The sequence below is a fragment of the Noviherbaspirillum malthae genome (assembly GCF_015352985.1).
In the GTDB taxonomy this organism is placed as follows: Bacteria; Pseudomonadota; Gammaproteobacteria; order Burkholderiales; family Burkholderiaceae_D; genus Noviherbaspirillum; species Noviherbaspirillum malthae.
Genome location: NZ_JACYXF010000024.1, coordinates 68,989 through 88,615 on the forward strand (window position 1 = coordinate 68,989; position 19,627 = coordinate 88,615).

Genomic DNA, 19,627 nt, shown 5'->3' on the forward strand with positions numbered 1-19,627 from the left:
ACCGGGACAACGGAGCGGCAAAGGATGACAACATGAAGATCGCATGCATCGGCGGCGGGCCCGCCGGACTTTACTTCGGCCTGCTGATGAAAAAGCAGAACCCGCAGCACGAGATCACGGTGATCGAGCGCAACCGCCCCTACGACACCTTCGGCTGGGGCGTGGTGTTTTCCGACCAGACGCTGGGCAACCTGACGGCGGCCGATGAAGACACGGCGCGCACCATCCTGCGCTCCTTCAACCACTGGGACGACATCGAAGTCAATTTCAAGGGCAAGACCCTGCGCTCCAGCGGCCACGGTTTCTGCGGCATCGGCCGCAAGCGCATGCTCAACATCCTGCAGGAGCGCTGCGAGCAGCTGGGCGTGCGCCTTGTCTTCGAAAACGATGTCACCGACGACCAGGCTATCGCAGCCACCTATGATGCCGATCTCGTGATCGCCAGCGACGGCCTCAACAGCCGCATCCGCAACCGCTATGCCGAGACCTTCCGGCCCGATGTGGAGACGCGCAACTGCCGCTTCGTCTGGCTGGGCACGAAGAAACTGTTCGATGCCTTCACCTTCGCCTTCGAACAGACCGAACACGGCTGGTTCCAGGCGCACATCTATCAGTTCGACGGCGATACCTCCACCTTCATCGTCGAAACGCCGGAAGACACCTGGAAGAAGGCGGGCCTCGACCAGATGAGCCAGGAGGAAGGCATCGCCTTCTGCGAGCGGCTGTTCGCGCGCTACCTCGACGGCCATCCCTTGCTGAGCAACGCCAAGCATCTGCGCGGCTCCGCCATCTGGATCAATTTCCCAAGGGTCATCTGCAATACCTGGGTGCACTGGAATACGGTGAACGGCAGGCGCGTCCCCGTGGTGCTGATGGGCGACGCCGCGCATACCGCGCATTTTTCCATCGGCTCCGGCACCAAGCTGGCGCTGGAAGATGCGATCGAACTGGCAAACTGTTTCCGTGAGCATGGAGGAGACACGCCGGACAAGCTCGAGAAGCTGCTGGAGCGCTATCAGGAACTACGCTCGGTGGAAGTACTGAAGATACAGAACGCCGCGCGCAATTCCATGGAATGGTTCGAGAACGTGGACCGCTATTCTCGCCTCGATGCCGAGCAGTTCGCGTACTCGATGCTCACTCGCAGCCAGCGCATCTCGCATGAGAACCTGCGCCTGCGCGATCCGGAATACGTACGCCGCTATGAAGACTGGATCGCCAGGCGCGCCTTCGAACAGGCAGGACTCGAGTACCGGGCGCCGGCAGCCGGCAAAAGCATTCCTCCGATGCTGACGCCGTTCCGCCTGCGCAATACGGTATTGAAGAACCGCATCGTGGTGTCGCCGATGGCGCAGTACTCCGCGGTCGACGGCATTCCCGGCGATTACCACCTGGTGCATCTCGGCAGCAGGGCCATGGGCGGCGCCGGCATGGTGTTCGCCGAAATGACTTGCGTGTCGGCCGATGCGCGCATCACGCCTGCCTGCCCCGGGCTCTATACAGCCGAGCATACGGCAGCCTGGAAGCGCATCGTCGATTTCGTGCACCAGAGCACCGATGCGAAGATCGCCGTGCAGCTGGGACATGCCGGTCCGAAGGGCTCGACACGGCGTGCCTGGGACGGCATCGACCTGCCGCTCGATGAACGCACAGAAGGCAACTGGCCGCTGGTCGCCGCATCGGAACAGCAGTACATCGAAGGCGTATCGCAAACCGCGCGTGCCGCTACGCGCGAAGACATGGAACGCATCACCGCCGATTTCGTGCGCGCGACGCGGGCCGCCGCCGAAGCCGGCTTCGACTGGCTGGAACTGCATTGCGCCCACGGCTACCTGCTGTCGAGCTTCATCTCGCCGCTGACCAACAAGCGTACCGACGGCTACGGCGGCGCGCTCGCCAATCGCTGCCGTTTTCCGCTGGAAGTGTTCGCTGCCATCCGCGCGGCATGGCCGGAAGACAGGCCGATCAGCGTGCGTATCTCGGCGCACGACTGGGTCGAAGGAGGCATCACGCCCGCCGATGCGGTGCAGATCGCGAAGCTGTTCAAGGAAGCGGGCGCCGACATGATCGATTGCTCCTCGGGCCAGGTCAGCAAGCAGGAGCAGCCCGTGTACGGCCGCATGTTCCAGACGCCGTTCTCGGACCGTATCCGCAACGAGGTCGGCATTCCCACCATTGCAGTCGGCGCCATCTATGAAGCCGACCATGCCAACAGCATCATCGCCGCCGGCCGCGCCGACCTGTGCGCGATTGCGCGTCCGCACCTGGCGAACCCGGCCTGGACGCTCAACGAAGCCGCGAAGATCGGCTACAGCGACATGGAATGGCCCAGGCAGTACCGCCCCGCGAAGATTCAGCTGGAGCGCAATCTCGAACGCGAACGGCAGATGGCAGCCGCCAGCAGCGGCCTGTCGCCGCAGCAGATCGCGGCCCGGCTGATGGAGGGTTCATGATGCCGGCCACGCGTGCAGACAATTCAATGCGTCCATTGAGCGGCAGGCATGCGCTGGTCACCGGCGGCGCACGCGGCATCGGCGCATCGATTGCGCGGGCCTTGCTCGAGCAGGGCGCCTCGGTCAGCCTGCTGGGCCGCAACCGGCATGCGCTGGACGAGGCGGTTGCGGACATGTCGGCGGCGGGAGATGTTGCCGGCTTTGCCGCCGATGTGGCCGATCCCGATTCCGTTGCAGCGGCATTCGCTGCGGCGGCTTCGCGCGGCACGATTGACATTCTGGTCAACAACGCCGGCCAGGCGCACTCCGCGCCTTTCCTCAAAACCGATGCGCGGCTCTGGCGCGACATGCTGTCGGTCAATCTCGAAGGCACTTTCCTCTGCACGCAGGCCGCATTGCCGGGCATGCTGGACAAGGGCTGGGGCCGCATCGTCAACATCGCCAGCACCGCCGGGCTCACCGGCTACGCCTACGTGTCGGCCTACTGCGCGGCCAAGCACGGCGTGATCGGACTGACGCGCTCGCTTGCGCTCGAACTCGCAACGAAGGGCATCACGGTCAACGCGGTCTGCCCCGGCTACACCGATACCGACATGGTGAAGGACACGGTGGCCAACATCGTGCAGAAGACGGCGCGCAGCCCCGAGCAGGCACGCGCCGAGCTGACCGCCGGCAATCCGCAGAAACGCCTCGTCGCGCCGGAAGAAGTTGCGAACGCGGTGGTCTGGCTGTGCCTGCCGCAATCGGCGGCGATGAACGGGCAGGCCATTGCCGTGGCCGGCGGCGAAGTCATGTAAGGAAGCTTTCAATGTCACGCAAATCCATCAACGACAATATCGCTGCCGCTCCTGCGCCAGTGCAGGAACCCGAACAGGAATCAGCGCAGATCTTCGACCTGGAAAGCCGGCTCGACAAGGACCATCACCAGTCGCTGCGCCTGTGGCTGCGCATGCTGTCCTGCACGGTACTGGTCGAAGACCGCATACGTTCGCGGCTGCGCACCGAGTTCGGCATCACGCTGCCGCGCTTCGACCTGATGGCGCAGCTTGAGCGTCATCCCGAAGGCTTGCGCATGGGCGAGCTGTCGAAACGGATGATGGTCACCGGCGGCAACATCACCGGCATCACCGATCAGCTGGAGCAGGAAAAGCTGGTGGTGCGCGTACCCGACCCGAACGACAGGCGCGCCTACAGCGTCAAGCTCACGACCGCCGGACGCCGCGCCTTCCGCCGCATGGCCGACGTGCATGAAGGCTGGATCGAAGACATGCTCGGCGGCCTGACGGCCACCGAGAAAGGCGCGCTGATCGACCTGCTGTCGAAGATCAAGCATCATCTGAACGGCCCAGCGGCCGATGAAAAGGACTAACGGGAGAACACTATGCGCTATCTGCCAGGAGAACCACAACAACTGCCGGGCAACCGGACATCGCTTGCCGGCTATGCGGCGCGGCACTTCCGCTTCGAGGTAAAGGAGGGCGTTGCCACATTGACGCTCGACCGCCCCGAACGCAAGAACCCGCTGACCTTCGATTCCTATGCGGAGCTGCGCGACCTGTTCCGCGAGCTGGCTTATGCGGACGACATCAAGGCTATCGTCATCGCCGGCGCCGGAGAGAACTTCTGCTCGGGCGGCGACGTGCACGACATCATCGGCCCGCTCACCAGGCTCGACATGCCAGGCCTGCTGGCCTTCACCCGCATGACCGGCGACCTGGTGAAGGCGATGCGCGCCTGCCCGCAGCCTATCGTTGCTGCCATCGACGGCGTCTGTGCGGGAGCGGGCGCCATCCTCGCGCTGGCGTCCGACATCCGTCTCGGCACGGCGCGCAGCAAGACCGCTTTCCTGTTCACACGGGTCGGCCTTGCCGGCTGCGACATGGGGGCCTGCGCGATTCTGCCTCGCATCATCGGCCAGGGCCGGGCATCGGAACTGCTGTATACCGGCAGGTCGATGGGCGGTGACGAAGCGGAGCGCTGGGGCTTCTTCAACCGGCTGGCTGCACCCGAAAGCCTGCTTGCCGAAGCGCAGCAATTCGCCGGCCAGCTCGCGAGCGGCCCGACGTTTGCGCACGGCATGACCAAGAAGATGCTGCATCAGGAATGGAGCATGAGCGTGGACGAGGCGATCGAGGCGGAAGCGCAGGCGCAGGCGATCTGCATGGCGACCAATGACTTCCATCGTGCGTATCATGCGTTTGTTGCGAAGCAGAAGCCGGAGTTTGAGGGGGATTGAGGTGGGGTGGTTGGATGAAGGGAATTTGGTGAAGAAGTAATTTCGAAAGGTAATGAGAGTGCCCGATCCCTTCATAAGCGACATGCGAAGTCGTGACGTGGATGGCAAAACAATAAAGAATATTCCTCCCCTTCCAAGGGGGAGGTGAGGAGGGGGATGGGTTTAGACGCATGCAAGGAACCCATCCCCACCCCAACCCTCCCCTTGAAGGGGAGGGAGCAAGCGAACCCAAGATATACCTTGCACCCTTCGACACGGAGTCGCCCGCAAGCAGTTGAGGCGGAGACACAGGTTGGAGCTGGGTAGCGTATTACCGAATGCATAGCCCTTAACCTCGCCGTCGATCTGAACTGCCTAGCCATTCAAAAAACCGAAACCAGGAAAAACCATGCCCGACAAATCCTACCTGCACTGGCCCTTCCTCGAAGGCCGTCACCGCGAACTCGAACAGTCGCTGGACCGCTGGGCAACCGAGCACATCGCCCAGCAGCATGAAGCCGATGTCGACGCCGCCTGCCGCGCACTGGTGCGCGAACTCGGCAACGCCGGCTGGCTGCGCCACGCCGTCGGCGGCACGGCATTCGGCGGCGCCGGCGAAGCCATCGACACGCGGGCCATCTGCCTGATCCGCGAAACGCTGGCCCGTCACTCCGGCCTCGCCGATTTCGCCTTTGCCATGCAGGGCCTCGGCTCCGGCGCGATCACGCTTCACGGCAGTGCTGAACAGAAGCGCCGCTATCTCCCGCGCGTGGCCGCCGGCGAAGCGATTGCGGCTTTCGCCCTGTCCGAGCCGAACGCAGGTTCCGATGTCGCCGCAATGCAGTGCGGCGCGGTGCAGGACGGCGAGAGCTATGTGCTGAACGGAGAAAAAACCTGGATCTCGAACGGCGGCATCGCCGATTTCTACGTGGTCTTCGCCCGCACCGGCGAAGCGCCGGGTGCGCGCGGTATTTCCGCCTTCGTCGTAGATGCGGATACACCCGGGCTGGAGATCGCGGAACGCATTAATGTCATTGCGCCGCACCCGCTGGCGCGCCTGCGCTTCGCCGACTGCCGCGTCCCGGCATCGAGCCGCCTTGGTGCAGGAGGGGAGGGCTTCAAGGTTGCCATGGCCACGCTGGACATCTTCCGCACCTCGGTCGCCGCCGCCGCGCTCGGCTTCGCCCGCCGCGCACTCGATGAGGCATTGGGCCGTGCCGGCACGCGCTCGATGTTCGGGCAAGTGCTTGCAGATTTCCAGCTCACGCAAGCCAAGCTCGCGCAGATGGCCACCGGCATCGACGCCGCGGCACTCCTCACCTACCGCGCCGCCTGGCAGCGCGACCAGGGAGGCAAGGTCACGAAGGAAGCCGCGATGGCGAAGATGACCGCCACCGAAACCGCGCAGCAGGTGATCGATGCGGCCGTGCAGATGTTCGGCGGCCTCGGCGTGGTCAGCGAACAGCCGGTCGAGCGCCTCTACCGCGAGATCCGCGCCCTGCGCATCTATGAAGGCGCGACCGAGGTGCAGCAGCTCATCATCGCACGCGAACTGCTGCGCGGTACGCAAGGCGCGGGCAAGGCGTGAGCATGAACACCGTATTGCCAGGCGGCGAAGTTTTCCGCAGGTCCATTCCTGTACGCTTCGGCGACTGCGATCCCGCTGGCATCGTGTTCTACCCGCGCTATTTCGAAATGTTCAACAGCGTGATCGAGGACTGGTGCGTGCAGGAACTCGGCACCGGCTTTCGCGAGATGCACCTGGCGCAGCATTGGGGCGTGCCGACCGTGCATCTGGAGACGGATTTCATTGCTCCCAGCGAATTGGGCGAAGTCCTGCAGGCCAATCTGCAGGTACAGAAACTCGGACGATGCTCGCTGCATGTCGCGATACGGCTGCTCGGACCTGACGGCGCCGAACGCGTCCGTGCCAAACTCGTGTTGGCCGCAATGGACCTGCGCGAGCGCCGTGCGATACCATTGCCGCCGCATTTCGCCGGCGAAGCCTCCCGCTTCCTGGCCGCCGCAGATGACAACCAAGATCAGAAAGGACCCGCATGAACATCCTGCAACCGCCAGACTGGGCACGTCCGAAGGGCTACGCGAACGGCATTGCCGCTAAGGGCAAGATGGTGTTCGTCAGCGGCATGATCGGCTGGGACAAGGACTGCCGCTTCCATACCAGCGATTTTGCCGGCCAGGTGCGCCAGGCGCTGCAGAACATCGTCGAAGTGCTGCGCGAAGCCGATGCCAAGCCGGAGCACATCGTGCGCATGACCTGGTATGTGGTGGACAAGCAGGAATATGTCGGCGCCTACAAGCGGATCGGCGAAGCCTACCGCGACATCATCGGCCGTCATTACCCGGCCATGACGGCGGTACAGGTGACCGCGCTGGTCGAGGACCAGGCACGGGTCGAGATTGAAGTGACGGCAGTGGTGCCGGATTAGACGGTCGCTGCGCCCTGCATGTCCTCGGCGGCATCGATGGCGATGGCCACCTTGCCGAACTGGCGCCCGGCATCCAGGTGGTCGAGCGCCGCATGGATGTCGTCCAGCCTGTAACGTGACGACACGATGGACTGCAGGCCGGTGCGTTCGACGAAGTTCAGCAGGTCGGCAAACTCACCGAGGCTGCCCAGCGTCGACCCGAATATCTGGAGCTGGCGGATGAATACCCGGCGCAGGTCCGCCGGCGGCTGGTCACCCGAGGTTGCGCCGCAAGTTACCAAGCGTCCGCCGCGCACCAGCGACTTGAGCGCGCTCGACCAGACAGCCTGTCCCACGTTTTCGATCACCACATCCACGCCGCGCCCGCCGGTCAGGGCCAGCACGGTTTTTGCGACATCCTGCGTCCTGCTGTTGATAGTGTGATCCGCCCCGGCCGCTGCCGCAAGCTTGAGCTTGTCATCCTCGCGTGAAGTGACGATGGCGCGCGCGCCGGTCATCTTTGCCAACTGCAGCGCCGCCAGCGACACGCCGCCGCCCACGCCGAAAATCAGAACGGTTTCCCAAGGCTTGAGCTGCGCCCTGGAAAACAGCATGCGCCAGGCGGTGAGGTAAGTCACGCCCAGCGCAGCCGCCTGCGCATGATCCAGATGCGCAGGCATGGGAAATACATTGGCGGCGGGCAGCGCCACATATTCCGACAGCGTGCCGTCGCGGTGTTCGCCGAGATAGCTGACGGCAGTGCACAGCACCGTGTCTCCACGCCGGCAAAACTCGCAGCGGCCACAGCCGATGGCCGGATGCAGCACCACTTTTTGTCCGAGCACAAGCAGCTTCTCGTCCGCATCCACTTCTTCCACGACGCCCATGCCGTCCAGCCCTAGGATCTGCGGTAACTGGTGAGTGATGCCGGCGCCACTGTCTCGCATGTAGAGGTCGACGCGGTTGAGCGTCGCCCATTTCATGCGCACCAGGACTTCACCAGGCCGGCGACCAGGATCGGGCCTGTTGCCGATTTGCACGACGCAGTTGCCGCCATGGCCGGTCAGGAATGCTGCTTTCATGTGGTCTCCTTGGGTGCATGTCTCCGGGAAGAATAGTAACTCCGCAGAGGAGTGCCCGGTATTGACATACTTTACCGGCCGGCATGGGGCATGCCGGCCGGTCAGGCATCAGCTGCTGGAGAACCTTGAGTGGCGTACCCAACCCCGCCGCGTACGCAGATGCCTGACCATCGGCATTTGCTGCCATGATGGCGAAGCGGACGAACCGGGCTACCCTCCCAATGCGCGCACGTCGTCATCGAACAGCAAACTCATGGATCTGCTTCTTTCCTTGCTTTCCTACCTGACCGGCAACCAGAACGCTGGCGGTGGCAATGTTCACAGCGACAACGATACGACAACCATACCGGCAACGCCGGCTGTGCCGTTGGCACCGGACGAGGACACGAACACTAGCACCAACAACACCAGCAATACAAATTCAGGGCCCCGGAGCTTCGAGGATGCAAGGCAGGCCACCCTGGATAGATTCGGCGGTTCGAATGGCCTGGTGAATTATGATTAAGGAGAAAAGGGGCACTTCGGACACGTATATTTCTCCGAAGCACGTTCGTCTGGCGATAGATCTGGAAAAGGATCCTGCCAGGAAAGCCGATCTGCAATTCTTCTACGATCACTTCGGCGATATCGACAAGAAAAAGGGGCAGCGACATGGCGTCGATAAAAATGCCAATGGTACGGACGGCAGGATCGGTGCAGGCTATGTCGAGGAATACTTCGGATGGTCTGGCGATCCCAAAAACAGTGGTGGCAGTAACAACACGCAGTCGCTCACCTATGACTCCTCCAAAGTCAAACTCCTGGATGTATTCGGCGGCCCGAACGGCATGGTGAATTACATTAAGGAGAAAAGCGGCACTATCGACACGTATATTTCTCCGGCCCACGTTCGCATGGTCGCTGACATGGAAAAAGACCCCGATAAAAAGCTGTCCTGGAATACTTCTACGGCCATTTTGGGGATGTTGACAAGAAGAAGGGGCAACGATACGGTGTTGATGAGCATGCCAATGGTACAGACGGCGTGATTGGTGCCGGCGATATCGAGCAATACTACGGATGGGCTAGCGGTACGCGATAATGAAACCGGAGTTGGAGATCGCCGGCTGACGCCTACGCACGCGGACCTGTCCATCGCGGGGTTCGCTGTCCCAGTGACGACGAGCGCCGTCCCCGGAATGTTCCCCGGGGTTTGCTCCTGATTCTGCTCCTGACTTGCAGGCAGCCGCCATCCTGGTCGCTGCCTGCATCGCCGCGCCGATGTGGAAGCGGCCTTGCCTGTTGGAGTAAACTCTCTCGCATGCACAAGCTCCTCGCCATCGATGGTCTCAACATTGTCCGCCGGGTCTACGAAGCCAACCCGGAGCCGGACTCCGCGCAGAAGGCGGCGACCGCCGTCAAGAATTCTACTGCCTCTTTCCAGCGGCTGCTTGCCACGCACCGGCCGACCCATGTGCTGGCTGCCTTTGATTACGGCGGGCCAACCTGGCGCCATGCGCTCCACCCTGAGTACCAGAAGAATGCCGCATCCACGCCCGAGGCGCTGCGCGGCGAACTGCCGCATCTGTACGAAGCTTTGTCAGGCATGGGCGTGACGGCGGTATCCGTGCCCGAGGTCGAGGCCGATGATGTGATCGCCACCGTGGTGCTGCGCTGGCTGGGCGAGGGCAGGGGGCCGGCCATCATTGCCTCGACCGACAAGGACCTGCATGTGCTGATCGAACAAGGTGCGATCCTGTGGGACCATTTCAAGTCGGAACAGCACGACCGCGCCTGGGTCGAACAGCGCTTCGGCGTCGGCCCCGAGATGCTGGCCGATTTCCTGGCGCTGGTCGGCGACCGGGTGCATGGCATTCCCGGCGTGCAGAAGGTCGGAGAGAAGACGGCGACGAGGCTGCTGCAATCCTACAGATCGCTCGAAGGCGTAATGAACGGCGCCGGCATCCTCAAGGATGCGCTCGGCGAACGGCTGCGCAAGGACCGGGACAATGCCTTCCTGTCGCGCGAGCTGGTGGGCTTAAGAACCGATGTGCGGGTAGGCGTGACATGGAACATGCTGGCCTGGCACAGGGATCCATCCTAAGCGGCTGGAAAAGCCTCTTCCACACTGGTCACCCTGCCCGCCGCCGAGGCATCGTAGCCTTGCAGCCCTGATACCGCCGACAGGAACGTTTCCGACTGCAGCAGTCCGATGGCCGTTATCACCGTCGGTAGCGCGAGCGCTTTATTCTTGACAGCGAAAAAGTAGCGCTCCGTTGCAAGCGGAATGAAGTGCAGCCCGAAACGCGCCGCTGCCGTTTCCACGCCGAAGCCGACGTCGGCCATGCCGCCGGCGATATAGGCGGCCACCGCCGCATGGGTGAACTCGGCCGTTTCAAAGCCATTGATGCCATGCGCAGGCAATCCTTCTTTCTTCAGCATCAATTCCAGCAGCATGCGCGTGCCCGAACCGCCCTGGCGGTTGACGAAGCGCACGTCGCTGCGCACCAGATCCGACAGCCCCGAGATGTCTTTGGGATTGCCCTGCGCGACGAACAGGCCCTGGCGCCGCGTCGCCAACTCGATCAGCATGTGTTCGGGGGAAAGCCATGCCATGTACTGGCCAAGCGCCTCGCGCTCGAACTCGCCGAGGGGCACATGAAAGCCGGCGAGGTCGCATTCGTCATTGGCCAGCGCGGCGAGCGCTTCGGTACTGTTGCGGTAGCGCACTTCCACCGGAAAGTCCTGCGAACGCATCAGGGCCAGCAGGCTTTCCACCGCAAAGCCGTGGCTGGCGAACAGGCGCAGTGCGGCCTGCGCCGCCGGCAGCGCCTTGCGGATTTCCGTTTCGATCTCGGAAGCCAGCGACTCGAGCGTCGGCGCCAGCCGCGCATGAATGCGTCGGTCGGCCTGCAAGAGGGCGTTGGCCAGATCGCTCAGGCGCGTGCCCTGGCCGGGCCGCTTGACGATCAGCATCGCGCCGAACACCTCCTCCGCCTCGCGCAGCAGGCCCCAGACATGGCGGTAGGAAAGATGCATGGCCCGTCCGGCGGAAGCGATGGAGCCGAGGGATTCGATATGGGCGAGAAGCTGGATCAGCAGCGAGGTATCGATGACATGGGCCGCAGTGCCCGGCAGTGATTTTCCGGCCTGCCAGCGGGGGGTGAGCGTGATTTTCAGCATTATGCAAAATGGTACATATTTTGGGGTGGGGATTGGTCTGTTAAAGTCGCGGGAGTAGAGTATTTGAAATAACCGTTTCGCCTCCGGTCGTTTCGGGTTAACTCCCTTCTCCCGCAAGCGGGAGAAGGGCCGGGGATGAGGGGGCATGCCAAGTGCTACTGCGGTTTTGGCAACCGCCCTCACCCCCAGCTCCTCTCCCGCTTGCGGGAGAGGGGAGCCGTTATGCGATCGGAGCTCGGTAGGAAATTACGGTCCGTGCAGCAGAAACACAGTATCGCAACCGCCAGCACATAATATGCATGAATTTGCATATTTGCAGCCCCAACCTTGATCAGGCCAACACCATGGACCAGCGAGTCATTCCCATTCAGCCATTGGCACCCAGCCGGCAGCGCCGCCGCCAGGCGCCCAAGGGACGCCGGGTCGATCCGGCCGCATTGCTCGACGTGCAGCAGCTGCTCGGCGACCGGCCGCGCCGGCGCGATCTGCTGATCGAGCACCTGCATCTGCTGCAGGACCGCTACCGCCAGCTGTCCACCGCCCATCTCGCCGCGCTGGCGCAGGAAATGCGGATGAGCCAGACCGAGGTCTATGAGGTGGCGACCTTCTATCACCATTTCGACGTGGTGCGGCATGACGCCGAGAGTGCTGCGCCGCAGGCGCCGGCATTGACGGTGCGCGTCTGCGAAAGCCTGTCCTGCGAGATGGCGGGCGCCGGCGATCTGCTGGAACGCCTGCCTGCGCTGCTGGACGCCGACGTGCGGGTGGTGGCCGCGCCCTGCGTCGGCCGCTGCGAACAGGCGCCGGTGGTGGTGGTCGGGCAGCGGCCGGTAGCCAATGCTGGTGTTGATGAGGTCATCGCGGCTGCGAAGGCCGGGCAGACGCAGGACGCGCCCGGCGCCCATGTCGATTACGACGCCTACCTTGCCCAAGGCGGCTACGGCGTGCTCAAGGACTGCGTCTCCGGTGCGCGCAGCATCGATGCCGTCATTGAAGCCATGGAAAGCTCCGGCCTGCGCGGTCTTGGCGGCGCGGGCTTCCCGGCAGGACGCAAATGGCGCATCGTGCGGAATGAAGCCGGTCCGCGCCTGATGGCGGTCAACATCGACGAGGGCGAGCCCGGCACCTTCAAGGACCGCACCTATCTCGAACGCGACCCGCACCGCTTCCTCGAAGGCATGCTGATCGCCGCCTGGGCGGTGGGCATTGCCGACATCTATATCTACCTGCGCGACGAGTATCACGGCTGCCGGGCGCTGCTCGAGACCGAGTTGGCGAGGCTGAAGGCAAATCCGCCGATGGACAACATGCCCCCGATTCATCTGCGGCGCGGCGCCGGCGCATATATCTGCGGCGAAGAGTCGGCGATGATCGAATCGATCGAAGGCAAGCGCGGCATGCCGCGGCTGCGCCCGCCTTATGTGGCGCAGGTGGGCCTGTTCGGCCGCCCGACGCTGGAGCACAACTTCGAAACCCTGTACTGGGTGCCGGAAATCCTGCAGAAGGGCGGCGACTGGTTCGCCTCGCACGGGCGCCATGGCCGCAAGGGACTGCGCTCGTTCTCGGTATCGGGCCGCGTCAGCAAGCCGGGCGTGCATCTCGCGCCGGCCGGCATCACCATCCAGGAACTGATCGATGAATACTGCGGCGGCATGCTGCCCGGCCACCAGTTCTATGCCTACCTGCCCGGCGGCGCCTCCGGCGGCATCCTGCCGGCGTCGATGAACGACATCCCGCTCGATTTCGACACGCTGCAGCCTTACGGCTGCTTCATCGGCTCGGCCGCGGTGATCGTGCTGTCCGACCACGACACTGCCAGCGCGGCGGCGCGCAACATGATGAAGTTCTTCAAGGATGAATCCTGCGGCCAGTGCACGCCCTGCCGCGTCGGCACCGCCAAGGCGCTTGACCTGATCGAGGCGCCAGAATGGGACATCGACCTGCTGGCCGACCTCTCGTCGGTCATGCGCGATGCCTCGATCTGCGGCCTGGGGCAGGCTGCCCCCAATCCCGTCGACTGCGTGATCAAGTATTTCCCGCATGAGCTCTCCAGCCAAGGAGCCGCCACACCATGAACGCCATTCTTCGCCATGAACAATTGCTGCAGGATGCGGCCGCCGTCACTTTCGAGCTGAACGGCCGCACGGTGTCCGGCAGCCAGAACGAAACCATTCTGCAGATCGCGAAGCGGGAAGGCATGGACATTCCGCATCTGTGCTACATGGATGGGCTCGACACCGCCGGCAACTGCCGCGCCTGCGTGGTGGAAATCGGCGGCGAGCGCGTGCTGTCGCCGTCCTGCTGCCGGCACCCGAGCAACGGCATGAAGGTTACGACCGACAGCGCTCGCGCGGTGAAGGCGCAGAAGCTGGTGATCGAACTGCTGCAGTCCGACATGCCGGAAGCCGACTACACCCGTCACAATGAAGTCGACCAGTGGGCGGAAAAGCTCGCCCTCGGCAAGCCGCGCTTCGCGCCGACACTGCATGAACGCGTAGCGGCCGACTTCAGCCATCCGGCAATCGCGGTCAATCTCGATGCCTGCATCCAGTGCACGCGCTGCCTGCGCGCCTGCCGCGACGAACAGGTCAATGACGTGATCGGCCTGGCCTACCGGGGCAGCGGCGAAAAGATCGTGTTCGACATGGACGATGCCATGGGAGCCTCGACCTGCGTGGCCTGCGGCGAATGCGTGCAGGCCTGCCCGACCGGCGCGCTGATGCCGGCGCGCGACGCTGCGCTGACCGTGCCGGACAAGAAGGTCGATTCGGTCTGCCCGTATTGCGGCGTCGGCTGCCAGCTGACCTACAACGTCAAGGACAACAAGATCCTTTACGTCGAAGGCCGCGACGGCCCGGCCAACCACAAGCGCCTGTGCGTGAAGGGACGCTACGGCTTCGACTATGCGCATCATCCGCAGCGCCTGACCAGGCCGCTGATCCGCCGCGCCGATGCGCCCAAGCGCGCCGATGTGGCGATGGACCCTGAACGGGTGATGGAGCTGTTCCGCGAAGCCACATGGGAAGAAGCGCTGGACCTGGTCGGCAGCGGGCTGGCAGGCATACGCGATACGGTGGGCAAGAAGGCATTGGCCGGCTTCGGCTCGGCCAAGGGCAGCAATGAAGAGGCTTACCTGTTCCAGAAGCTGGTGCGCACCGGCTTCGGCAGCAACAATGTCGACCACTGCACGCGGCTGTGCCATGCGTCGTCGGTGGCCGCACTGCTAGAAGGCATAGGCTCCGGCGCGGTGTCGAACCCGGTCATGGATGTCATCAAGGCCGACGTGGTGATCATCATCGGCGCCAATCCGACGGTCAATCATCCGGTGGCCGCCACCTGGATCAAGAACGCCGTGAAGAACGGCACCAAGCTGATCGTCGCCGATCCGCGCCGCTCCGATCTCGCGCGCATGGCGCATCGCTACCTGCAGTTCAAACCCGATACCGATGTCGCGCTGCTCAATGCGATGATGCATGTGATTGTGCATGAAGGCCTGGTGGATGAAGGCTTCATTGCTTCGCGCACCATCGGCTACGATGAACTGAAGCAGAACGTCGAGGGCTACAGCCCGGAAAGCATGGCGCCGATCTGCGGCATCGATGCCGATACCATCCGCGAAGTGGCGCGCCTGTATGCGACCTCGAAGGGCTCGATGATCCTGTGGGGCATGGGCGTGTCGCAGCATGTGCACGGCACCGACAACGTGCGCTGCCTGATCGCGATGGCGCTGATGACCGGCCAGATCGGCCGACCAGGCACAGGGCTGCATCCGCTGCGCGGCCAGAACAATGTGCAGGGTGCGTCCGACGCCGGCCTGATTCCGATGATGTATCCGGATTACCAGCGCGTCGACAATGCCGCCGCGCGCCAGAAGTTCGAAGCCCTGTGGGGCATGCCGCTCGATCCGCAGCCCGGTCTTACCGTGGTAGAAGTGATGAATGCCATCACCGAAGGCAAGGTGCGCGGCATGTATATCATGGGCGAGAACCCGGCCATGTCCGACCCGGATGCGGACCATGCGCGCGAAGCGATGGCCGCGCTCGACTTTCTCGTGGTGCAGGATATCTTCCTCACCGAGACCGCCTACCTCGCCGACGTGGTGCTGCCAGCGTCGGCCTTCCCCGAAAAGACCGGCACCTTCACCAACACCGACCGCCTGGTGCAGCTCGGGCGGCAGGCGATCGATCCGCCCGGCGATGCGCGCCAGGATCTGTGGATCATCCAGCAGATCGCAAAACGCATCGGTCTCGCATGGGAGTATGCCGACGTGTCCGAGGTGTTCGACGAAATGCGGCACAGCATGCCCAACATCGCCGGCATCACCTGGGAAAGGTTGCAGCGCGAGCATGCGGTCACCTATCCCTGCATGCAGGAAGGCGATGCAGGGCAGGCGGTGGTCTTCACCGAACAGTTCCCCACTGCCAGCGGCAAGGCGCGCTTCGTACCTGCCGACATCATTCCCGCTGCGGAAAAACCGGACGCCGACTATCCGAACGTGCTGATCACGGGCCGCCAGCTCGAACACTGGCATACCGGCAGCATGACGAGGCGCGCCACCGTGCTCGATGCGATCGAACCCGATCCGGTGGCGCTGATTCATCCGCTCGATCTGGCGCAGATCGGCGTGAAGGCGGGTGAGCTCGTCACGCTGCAGTCGCGCCGCGGCGAAGTCTCGCTCTATGCGCGTGCCGATGAAGGCACGCCGCCGGGTGCGGTGTTCGTGCCGTTCTGCTATTACGAAGCGGCGATCAACAAGCTGACCAACCCGGCGCTCGATCCCTTCGGCAAGATCCCGGAATTCAAATATTGCGCGATACGGCTGCTGCCCGGCGGCGAGACGCCGGAGCAGGGCAGTTATGGCGGCGGGCAGATCATGCGCGAGCGGGAGCCTGCGGTTTGAACAGGGCCGGTTCAGGAACTTGGTGCGCGCCCGCGGGACAAAGCTAACCCGTGACCGCAACCTGCGTTGCAGTCGTGAATGATGAGCTACGTTCATAAGGAAAGCATCATGCAGACACAACTTGCCAAGCAACAGCTGCCGCAGATAGACCAGCATGTCCGCAACGCCGCCCAGCTTTGCCAGACCAGCGACAATGTTCCCGATGCGCTTCGGGAATGCATCGGCGAACTGGAGCGGGAGACCGGCGAAGCCGCGGCCATGGTGGCCGGCGAGCAGGATGATCAGCGCATCCTCGACTGCGTCGATCACCTGGAAGAACTCGGCGACCGCGCAATGCAGGCGTGCAGGCAGGCCGGCAATCTCGATACGCAGGTGCAGAAGGCCGTGCAGACGGCGCATGGCGCGATTTCCGAACTCAAGCACCGGCTGCACTAAACACGGCAGCCTACAGAACGCTGGCTCTTCGCCGGCGTTCTTGATATGGCACAAGCCTGAATGCCGATCTCGACTCGGATGAGCTCGGTCCAGAAACGATCGCTTGCCTGCCCTTATAGATCCGGCCCGAAAATATGCTGAGCCGGATCCTCTTACCCCGGCCCTCTCCCAGAGGGAGAGGGTGAGATCAGCAGCCCGAAAAATGAACAGTTTTTCGGGCCGAATCAATAGGCAGCCGAGTTTTTCGTCGATCTTCCCATCGGCGGTTCGCCCATTCCCGGGCCGAGCTCTCACTTGTCACGACCTTGAAATTTTTTCCTCTTCACGTGGAAAATCGGGTCGCCCATGTAATTTGAACCTGTTGGTTTAACCTTGCCATGCACAGCCTGCGGTTTGTTCCGATCACGCAGCTACAGTGCTGAAACAGCTGAATCAGGTATGATTTCCTTGCAGAACAAAACCCGGTTTTGCCTAGCGAAACGTTCAACGATAACAAGGACAACATGAGACAAGCTGCTTCTTTCGCATGGCTTGGTGCCCTGACCGCAGCGGCCGTTCTTGCCGCATGCGGCAGTACGCCAAACGCACCCGCCGCCTCCACCAACTCCACTGCCGTCGCCGTTAGTACAGGCGCTGACCGCAATCAGTATGCGAATGCCGATAGCTGGCTCTGCCTGCCAGGGCGCACCGACGCCTGCAGCGTGAATCTCGATGCCGCACTGTTCGAGCGCGGCGGAACGCCGGCAGGCCGCGAGACCTATCGTGCAGCCGCGTCGGCGCCGATCGACTGCTTCTACGTGTATCCGACCATCTCCAATGACCCGACGCCCAACAGCGACATGATCGCGGGCCCGGAGGAAAAACGTACGGTGGAACACCAGCTCGCACGCTTCGGTTCGGAGTGCCGGCTGTTCGCGCCGATCTACAGGCAGGTCACCATCAAGGGCCTGCTCAGCAGGCTGACCGGCCAGCCGATGGCGATCGATCCCCAGCTCGCCTACCGCGACGTGCTGGATGCATGGAATTACTATCTTCAGCATGACAACCAGGGACGCGGCGTGGTGCTGATCGGCCATTCGCAAGGGGCGCGCATGCTGAGCGATCTGCTGCGCCAGCAGATCGAAGGCAGGCCGGTGCAGAAGCAGCTGGTGTCTGCGCTGCTGATCGGGACTAATGTGTCCGTCCCGCCGGGCAAGGATGTCGGCGGCACCTTCAAGCAGGTGCCTCTGTGCCGTTCTCCCGGCCAAGCCGGATGCGTGGTGTCGTATGTGTCGTTCCGCGACCGACTTCCACCGCCGGCCAACAGTCTGTTCGGCCGCGTCACCGACGGCAACCAGGTCGCCTGCACCAATCCCGCGGCGCTGGCTGGCGGACGCGGGGTGCTGCATTCCTATCTGCCGGTCAGGACCAATCTGACCGGACAGCCTCACGACAAGACCGGCTTTGCCGCGCTCGCACGGAAGGCGGATGCACCATTCGCGAGTCCGCAGGCGATTGCAAGCGCCGAATGCGTGCAGCGCGATAATGCCTCCTACCTGAGCGTGAGCATTGATCCGGCTTACACCGCGGCCGGCATCGACGTCGCAGGCGACCTGTACTACGGCGACCGCCTGCTGCAGGAATGGGGGCTGCACCTCGTCGATGTCGAGCTGGCCCAGGGCAATCTGATCGGCATCGTGCGGCAGCAGGCGCAAGCCTGGGCCGCGCGCGGCCGTTAGAGCCCGTTAACCGGGGCTGGCCGGCTGCGATGCCGGATCGCGGGTCTGGGCGGTCCGGCATCCTGATCAATTCAATGGGTTGCCTACATCGCTAGTCCTGTCAGCAATCCAAGTTTAGGCTTCTGGACGCGAGGCAAGGCATCCAGCTGCGCTCGCGCGCCTTCCGGTACGCGGTTGGGAATACAAACGTGTTCATGAAGATTGAAGTTTTTCGCGACACAGCAGTACTCCGGGGAAAAGATGGCATAACGCCCGCCGCGCCAGAAAAACATCGGTTTGCCATCGTGGTCGCAGAACCAGTTCAGGTCGCTGGTTTCATCGGTGCATGTCGGGAGTCTGCGCAGCAGCCGCAGCGCATCCTTGGAAACACCGAGGTGAAGGGTCGTATCGTGTATGACATGGCCCGGAAAACGCGGGTTGTCCTGCGACGTCATCACTTCGCCGCGAATCGAGCGATTCGCCAGCAATGTAATGACGATCCTGCCACGGTAAGCAGTAATTTCTGCATGCATACATTCTCCTTGCATTGGCTTACACGCTAGTAAGATATGCAAGAAGAATGCCCGGTTATGGCAAGGTATGGCTTGTGCCGATCCGAGCTGCAGCGCCGGCTCTCAGGCGTTCATCATCAAGCGCCAACGTCGAACCGCCTCCTCATGCAGCGGAAATTTCAACGGGCTGTCATGCGGCACCGACAGCACCTGTACCACTTCATCGTTCGGCAGCACATCTGCCGGCAGTATCACCACCTCGGAGTAATGCGAGAACAGAAGAAGCCTGTTGTCGGGCGTGACGGCGCTGAAGAAGAGCTGCCACTTCCCGGCGTCGAGTTCGATGCCGGTTTCCTCGGTCACTTCTCGGGTGATGGCCGTGGCGGTGTCTTCGAGTTCATCCACATAGCCACCAGGAAGCGCAAGGCCGCCGTCGCGGCGTTCGACGAGGATGAGATGACCCGGTGTGTGGGAGGGAATGATGCCGACGGAAACCGGGGTGGGGTTTTTGTAGGTCATGAGCCAAGCGGATAGCTGAGTCGATGGATGAGGTAATTTTAATTTGTGATGGGTGCGATCTCTTTCTCTTGAAGCTCGACCGGAGATGTAGATGTACTAGAACTCATTTCATAAATAGGTAGTCAACGCTCTTTTCGACATGACGGGGTTTTCATCATGACGCGAAGAGAAGAACTTACCGATGAACAATGGGCAATTCTTGAGCCGCTTATTCCGGCCCCCG

The 19,627-nt window shown here is 62.9% G+C and carries 18 protein-coding genes; 14 read left to right on the plus strand and 4 right to left on the minus strand.

The genetic code is table 11. The features are described 5' to 3' along the window. Nucleotides 1–32: 32 nt before the first annotated feature. The 7 genes from IGW03_RS21875 to IGW03_RS21905 all read left to right on the plus strand — a co-directional run bounded on the left by IGW03_RS21875 (nt 33) and on the right by IGW03_RS21905 (nt 7,118). Nucleotides 33–2,453: a bifunctional salicylyl-CoA 5-hydroxylase/oxidoreductase gene (locus tag IGW03_RS21875; RefSeq protein ID WP_194724650.1), complete on the plus strand. Its 2,421-nt coding sequence runs from the start codon at nt 33–35 to the stop codon at nt 2,451–2,453. Then, nucleotides 2,450–3,250, plus strand: a complete 801-nt coding sequence (locus IGW03_RS21880; RefSeq protein WP_228535914.1) for an SDR family NAD(P)-dependent oxidoreductase — start codon at nt 2,450–2,452, stop codon at nt 3,248–3,250. The genes IGW03_RS21875 and IGW03_RS21880 overlap by 4 nt, the downstream gene beginning before the upstream one ends. Nucleotides 3,251–3,261: 11 nt before the next feature. Beyond that, nucleotides 3,262–3,822: a MarR family winged helix-turn-helix transcriptional regulator gene (locus tag IGW03_RS21885; protein ID WP_194724651.1), complete on the plus strand. Its 561-nt coding sequence runs from the start codon at nt 3,262–3,264 to the stop codon at nt 3,820–3,822. 12 nt (nt 3,823–3,834) lie between these two features. Further along, complete coding sequence (locus tag IGW03_RS21890) at nt 3,835–4,689, plus strand: enoyl-CoA hydratase family protein (protein ID WP_194724652.1); 855 nt, start codon at nt 3,835–3,837, stop codon at nt 4,687–4,689. Nucleotides 4,690–5,077: 388 nt separating this feature from the next. After that, the gene (locus IGW03_RS21895) at nt 5,078–6,256 is read left to right on the plus strand and encodes an acyl-CoA dehydrogenase family protein (protein WP_194724653.1); all 1,179 of its coding nucleotides are present in this window, start codon (nt 5,078–5,080) and stop codon (nt 6,254–6,256) included. Nucleotides 6,257–6,258: 2 nt separating this feature from the next. Continuing rightward, nucleotides 6,259–6,729 carry an acyl-CoA thioesterase gene (locus tag IGW03_RS21900; RefSeq protein WP_194724654.1) on the plus strand — a complete coding sequence of 157 codons (471 nt, stop codon included), beginning with the start codon at nt 6,259–6,261 and terminating at the stop codon, nt 6,727–6,729. Beyond that, nucleotides 6,726–7,118 (plus strand): RidA family protein, encoded by a 393-nt coding sequence (locus tag IGW03_RS21905; RefSeq protein WP_194724655.1) that lies wholly within the window; start codon nt 6,726–6,728, stop codon nt 7,116–7,118. The genes IGW03_RS21900 and IGW03_RS21905 overlap by 4 nt, the downstream gene beginning before the upstream one ends. Here the strand turns inward: IGW03_RS21905 and IGW03_RS21910 are convergent. Further along, entirely contained in the window at nt 7,115–8,179 is a 1,065-nt protein-coding gene (locus tag IGW03_RS21910; protein WP_194724656.1) for a zinc-binding dehydrogenase, read from the minus strand. The two genes, IGW03_RS21905 and IGW03_RS21910, sit on opposite strands and share 4 nt — an antisense overlap. A 253-nt stretch (nt 8,180–8,432) precedes the next feature. Between IGW03_RS21910 and IGW03_RS21915 the strand changes: the two genes are divergently transcribed. The 3 genes from IGW03_RS21915 to IGW03_RS21925 all read left to right on the plus strand — a co-directional run bounded on the left by IGW03_RS21915 (nt 8,433) and on the right by IGW03_RS21925 (nt 10,262). Then, complete coding sequence (locus tag IGW03_RS21915; RefSeq protein ID WP_194724657.1) at nt 8,433–8,684, plus strand: hypothetical protein; 252 nt, start codon at nt 8,433–8,435, stop codon at nt 8,682–8,684. Further along, on the plus strand, nt 8,677–9,207 hold the full coding sequence (locus tag IGW03_RS21920) for a hypothetical protein (protein WP_194724658.1): 531 nt from the start codon (nt 8,677–8,679) through the stop codon (nt 9,205–9,207). The genes IGW03_RS21915 and IGW03_RS21920 overlap by 8 nt, the downstream gene beginning before the upstream one ends. Nucleotides 9,208–9,479: 272 nt before the next feature. Further along, nucleotides 9,480–10,262, plus strand: coding sequence for a 5'-3' exonuclease (locus IGW03_RS21925; protein ID WP_194724659.1), 783 nt, complete (start codon nt 9,480–9,482; stop codon nt 10,260–10,262). Here IGW03_RS21925 and IGW03_RS21930 read toward each other — a convergent pair. Beyond that, nucleotides 10,259–11,341 carry a substrate-binding domain-containing protein gene (locus IGW03_RS21930; protein WP_194724660.1) on the minus strand — a complete coding sequence of 361 codons (1,083 nt, stop codon included), beginning with the start codon at nt 11,339–11,341 and terminating at the stop codon, nt 10,259–10,261. The two genes, IGW03_RS21925 and IGW03_RS21930, sit on opposite strands and share 4 nt — an antisense overlap. Nucleotides 11,342–11,685: 344 nt before the next feature. On the opposite strand from IGW03_RS21930, the gene IGW03_RS21935 reads away from it, so the two are divergent. The 4 genes from IGW03_RS21935 to IGW03_RS21950 all read left to right on the plus strand — a co-directional run bounded on the left by IGW03_RS21935 (nt 11,686) and on the right by IGW03_RS21950 (nt 18,394). Beyond that, on the plus strand, nt 11,686–13,416 hold the full coding sequence (locus tag IGW03_RS21935) for an NADH-ubiquinone oxidoreductase-F iron-sulfur binding region domain-containing protein (protein WP_194724672.1): 1,731 nt from the start codon (nt 11,686–11,688) through the stop codon (nt 13,414–13,416). Then, nucleotides 13,413–16,241 (plus strand): formate dehydrogenase subunit alpha, encoded by a 2,829-nt coding sequence (gene fdhF, locus IGW03_RS21940; RefSeq protein ID WP_194724661.1) that lies wholly within the window; start codon nt 13,413–13,415, stop codon nt 16,239–16,241. Before IGW03_RS21935 ends, fdhF begins: the two co-directional genes overlap by 4 nt. Before the next feature lie 108 nt (nt 16,242–16,349). Beyond that, a complete protein-coding gene (locus IGW03_RS21945) occupies nt 16,350–16,676 on the plus strand; it encodes a hypothetical protein (protein ID WP_194724662.1) in 327 nt (108 codons plus the stop codon). Between the two features lie 503 nt (nt 16,677–17,179). Next, on the plus strand, nt 17,180–18,394 hold the full coding sequence (locus tag IGW03_RS21950; protein WP_194724663.1) for a DUF3089 domain-containing protein: 1,215 nt from the start codon (nt 17,180–17,182) through the stop codon (nt 18,392–18,394). 83 nt (nt 18,395–18,477) lie between these two features. Here the strand turns inward: IGW03_RS21950 and IGW03_RS21955 are convergent, their stop codons facing one another. Then, a complete protein-coding gene (locus tag IGW03_RS21955) occupies nt 18,478–18,906 on the minus strand; it encodes a hypothetical protein (protein ID WP_194724664.1) in 429 nt (142 codons plus the stop codon). A gap of 102 nt (nt 18,907–19,008) precedes the next feature. Further along, nucleotides 19,009–19,404 carry an NUDIX domain-containing protein gene (locus IGW03_RS21960; RefSeq protein ID WP_194724665.1) on the minus strand — a complete coding sequence of 132 codons (396 nt, stop codon included), beginning with the start codon at nt 19,402–19,404 and terminating at the stop codon, nt 19,009–19,011. Nucleotides 19,405–19,627: the final 223 nt, after the last annotated feature.

Bases quoted from the DNA above. Each gene is read 5' to 3' on its own strand.
- IGW03_RS21895 (WP_194724653.1), top strand. From the start codon at position 5,078: ATGCCCGACAAATCCTACCTGCACTGGCCCTTCCTCGAAGGCCGTCAC.
- IGW03_RS21945 (WP_194724662.1), top strand. From the start codon at position 16,350: ATGCAGACACAACTTGCCAAGCAACAGCTGCCGCAGATAGACCAGCAT.
- IGW03_RS21885 (WP_194724651.1), top strand. From the start codon at position 3,262: ATGTCACGCAAATCCATCAACGACAATATCGCTGCCGCTCCTGCGCCA.
- fdhF (WP_194724661.1), top strand. From the start codon at position 13,413: ATGAACGCCATTCTTCGCCATGAACAATTGCTGCAGGATGCGGCCGCC.
- IGW03_RS21950 (WP_194724663.1), top strand. From the start codon at position 17,180: ATGAGACAAGCTGCTTCTTTCGCATGGCTTGGTGCCCTGACCGCAGCG.
- IGW03_RS21875 (WP_194724650.1), top strand. From the start codon at position 33: ATGAAGATCGCATGCATCGGCGGCGGGCCCGCCGGACTTTACTTCGGC.
- IGW03_RS21930 (WP_194724660.1), bottom strand. From the start codon at position 11,341: ATGCTGAAAATCACGCTCACCCCCCGCTGGCAGGCCGGAAAATCACTG.
- IGW03_RS21960 (WP_194724665.1), bottom strand. From the start codon at position 19,404: ATGACCTACAAAAACCCCACCCCGGTTTCCGTCGGCATCATTCCCTCC.
- IGW03_RS21915 (WP_194724657.1), top strand. From the start codon at position 8,433: ATGGATCTGCTTCTTTCCTTGCTTTCCTACCTGACCGGCAACCAGAAC.
- IGW03_RS21905 (WP_194724655.1), top strand. From the start codon at position 6,726: ATGAACATCCTGCAACCGCCAGACTGGGCACGTCCGAAGGGCTACGCG.
- IGW03_RS21935 (WP_194724672.1), top strand. From the start codon at position 11,686: ATGGACCAGCGAGTCATTCCCATTCAGCCATTGGCACCCAGCCGGCAG.
- IGW03_RS21910 (WP_194724656.1), bottom strand. From the start codon at position 8,179: ATGAAAGCAGCATTCCTGACCGGCCATGGCGGCAACTGCGTCGTGCAA.
- IGW03_RS21890 (WP_194724652.1), top strand. From the start codon at position 3,835: ATGCGCTATCTGCCAGGAGAACCACAACAACTGCCGGGCAACCGGACA.
- IGW03_RS21925 (WP_194724659.1), top strand. From the start codon at position 9,480: ATGCACAAGCTCCTCGCCATCGATGGTCTCAACATTGTCCGCCGGGTC.
- IGW03_RS21955 (WP_194724664.1), bottom strand. From the start codon at position 18,906: ATGCATGCAGAAATTACTGCTTACCGTGGCAGGATCGTCATTACATTG.
- IGW03_RS21880 (WP_228535914.1), top strand. From the start codon at position 2,450: ATGATGCCGGCCACGCGTGCAGACAATTCAATGCGTCCATTGAGCGGC.
- IGW03_RS21900 (WP_194724654.1), top strand. From the start codon at position 6,259: ATGAACACCGTATTGCCAGGCGGCGAAGTTTTCCGCAGGTCCATTCCT.
- IGW03_RS21920 (WP_194724658.1), top strand. From the start codon at position 8,677: ATGATTAAGGAGAAAAGGGGCACTTCGGACACGTATATTTCTCCGAAG.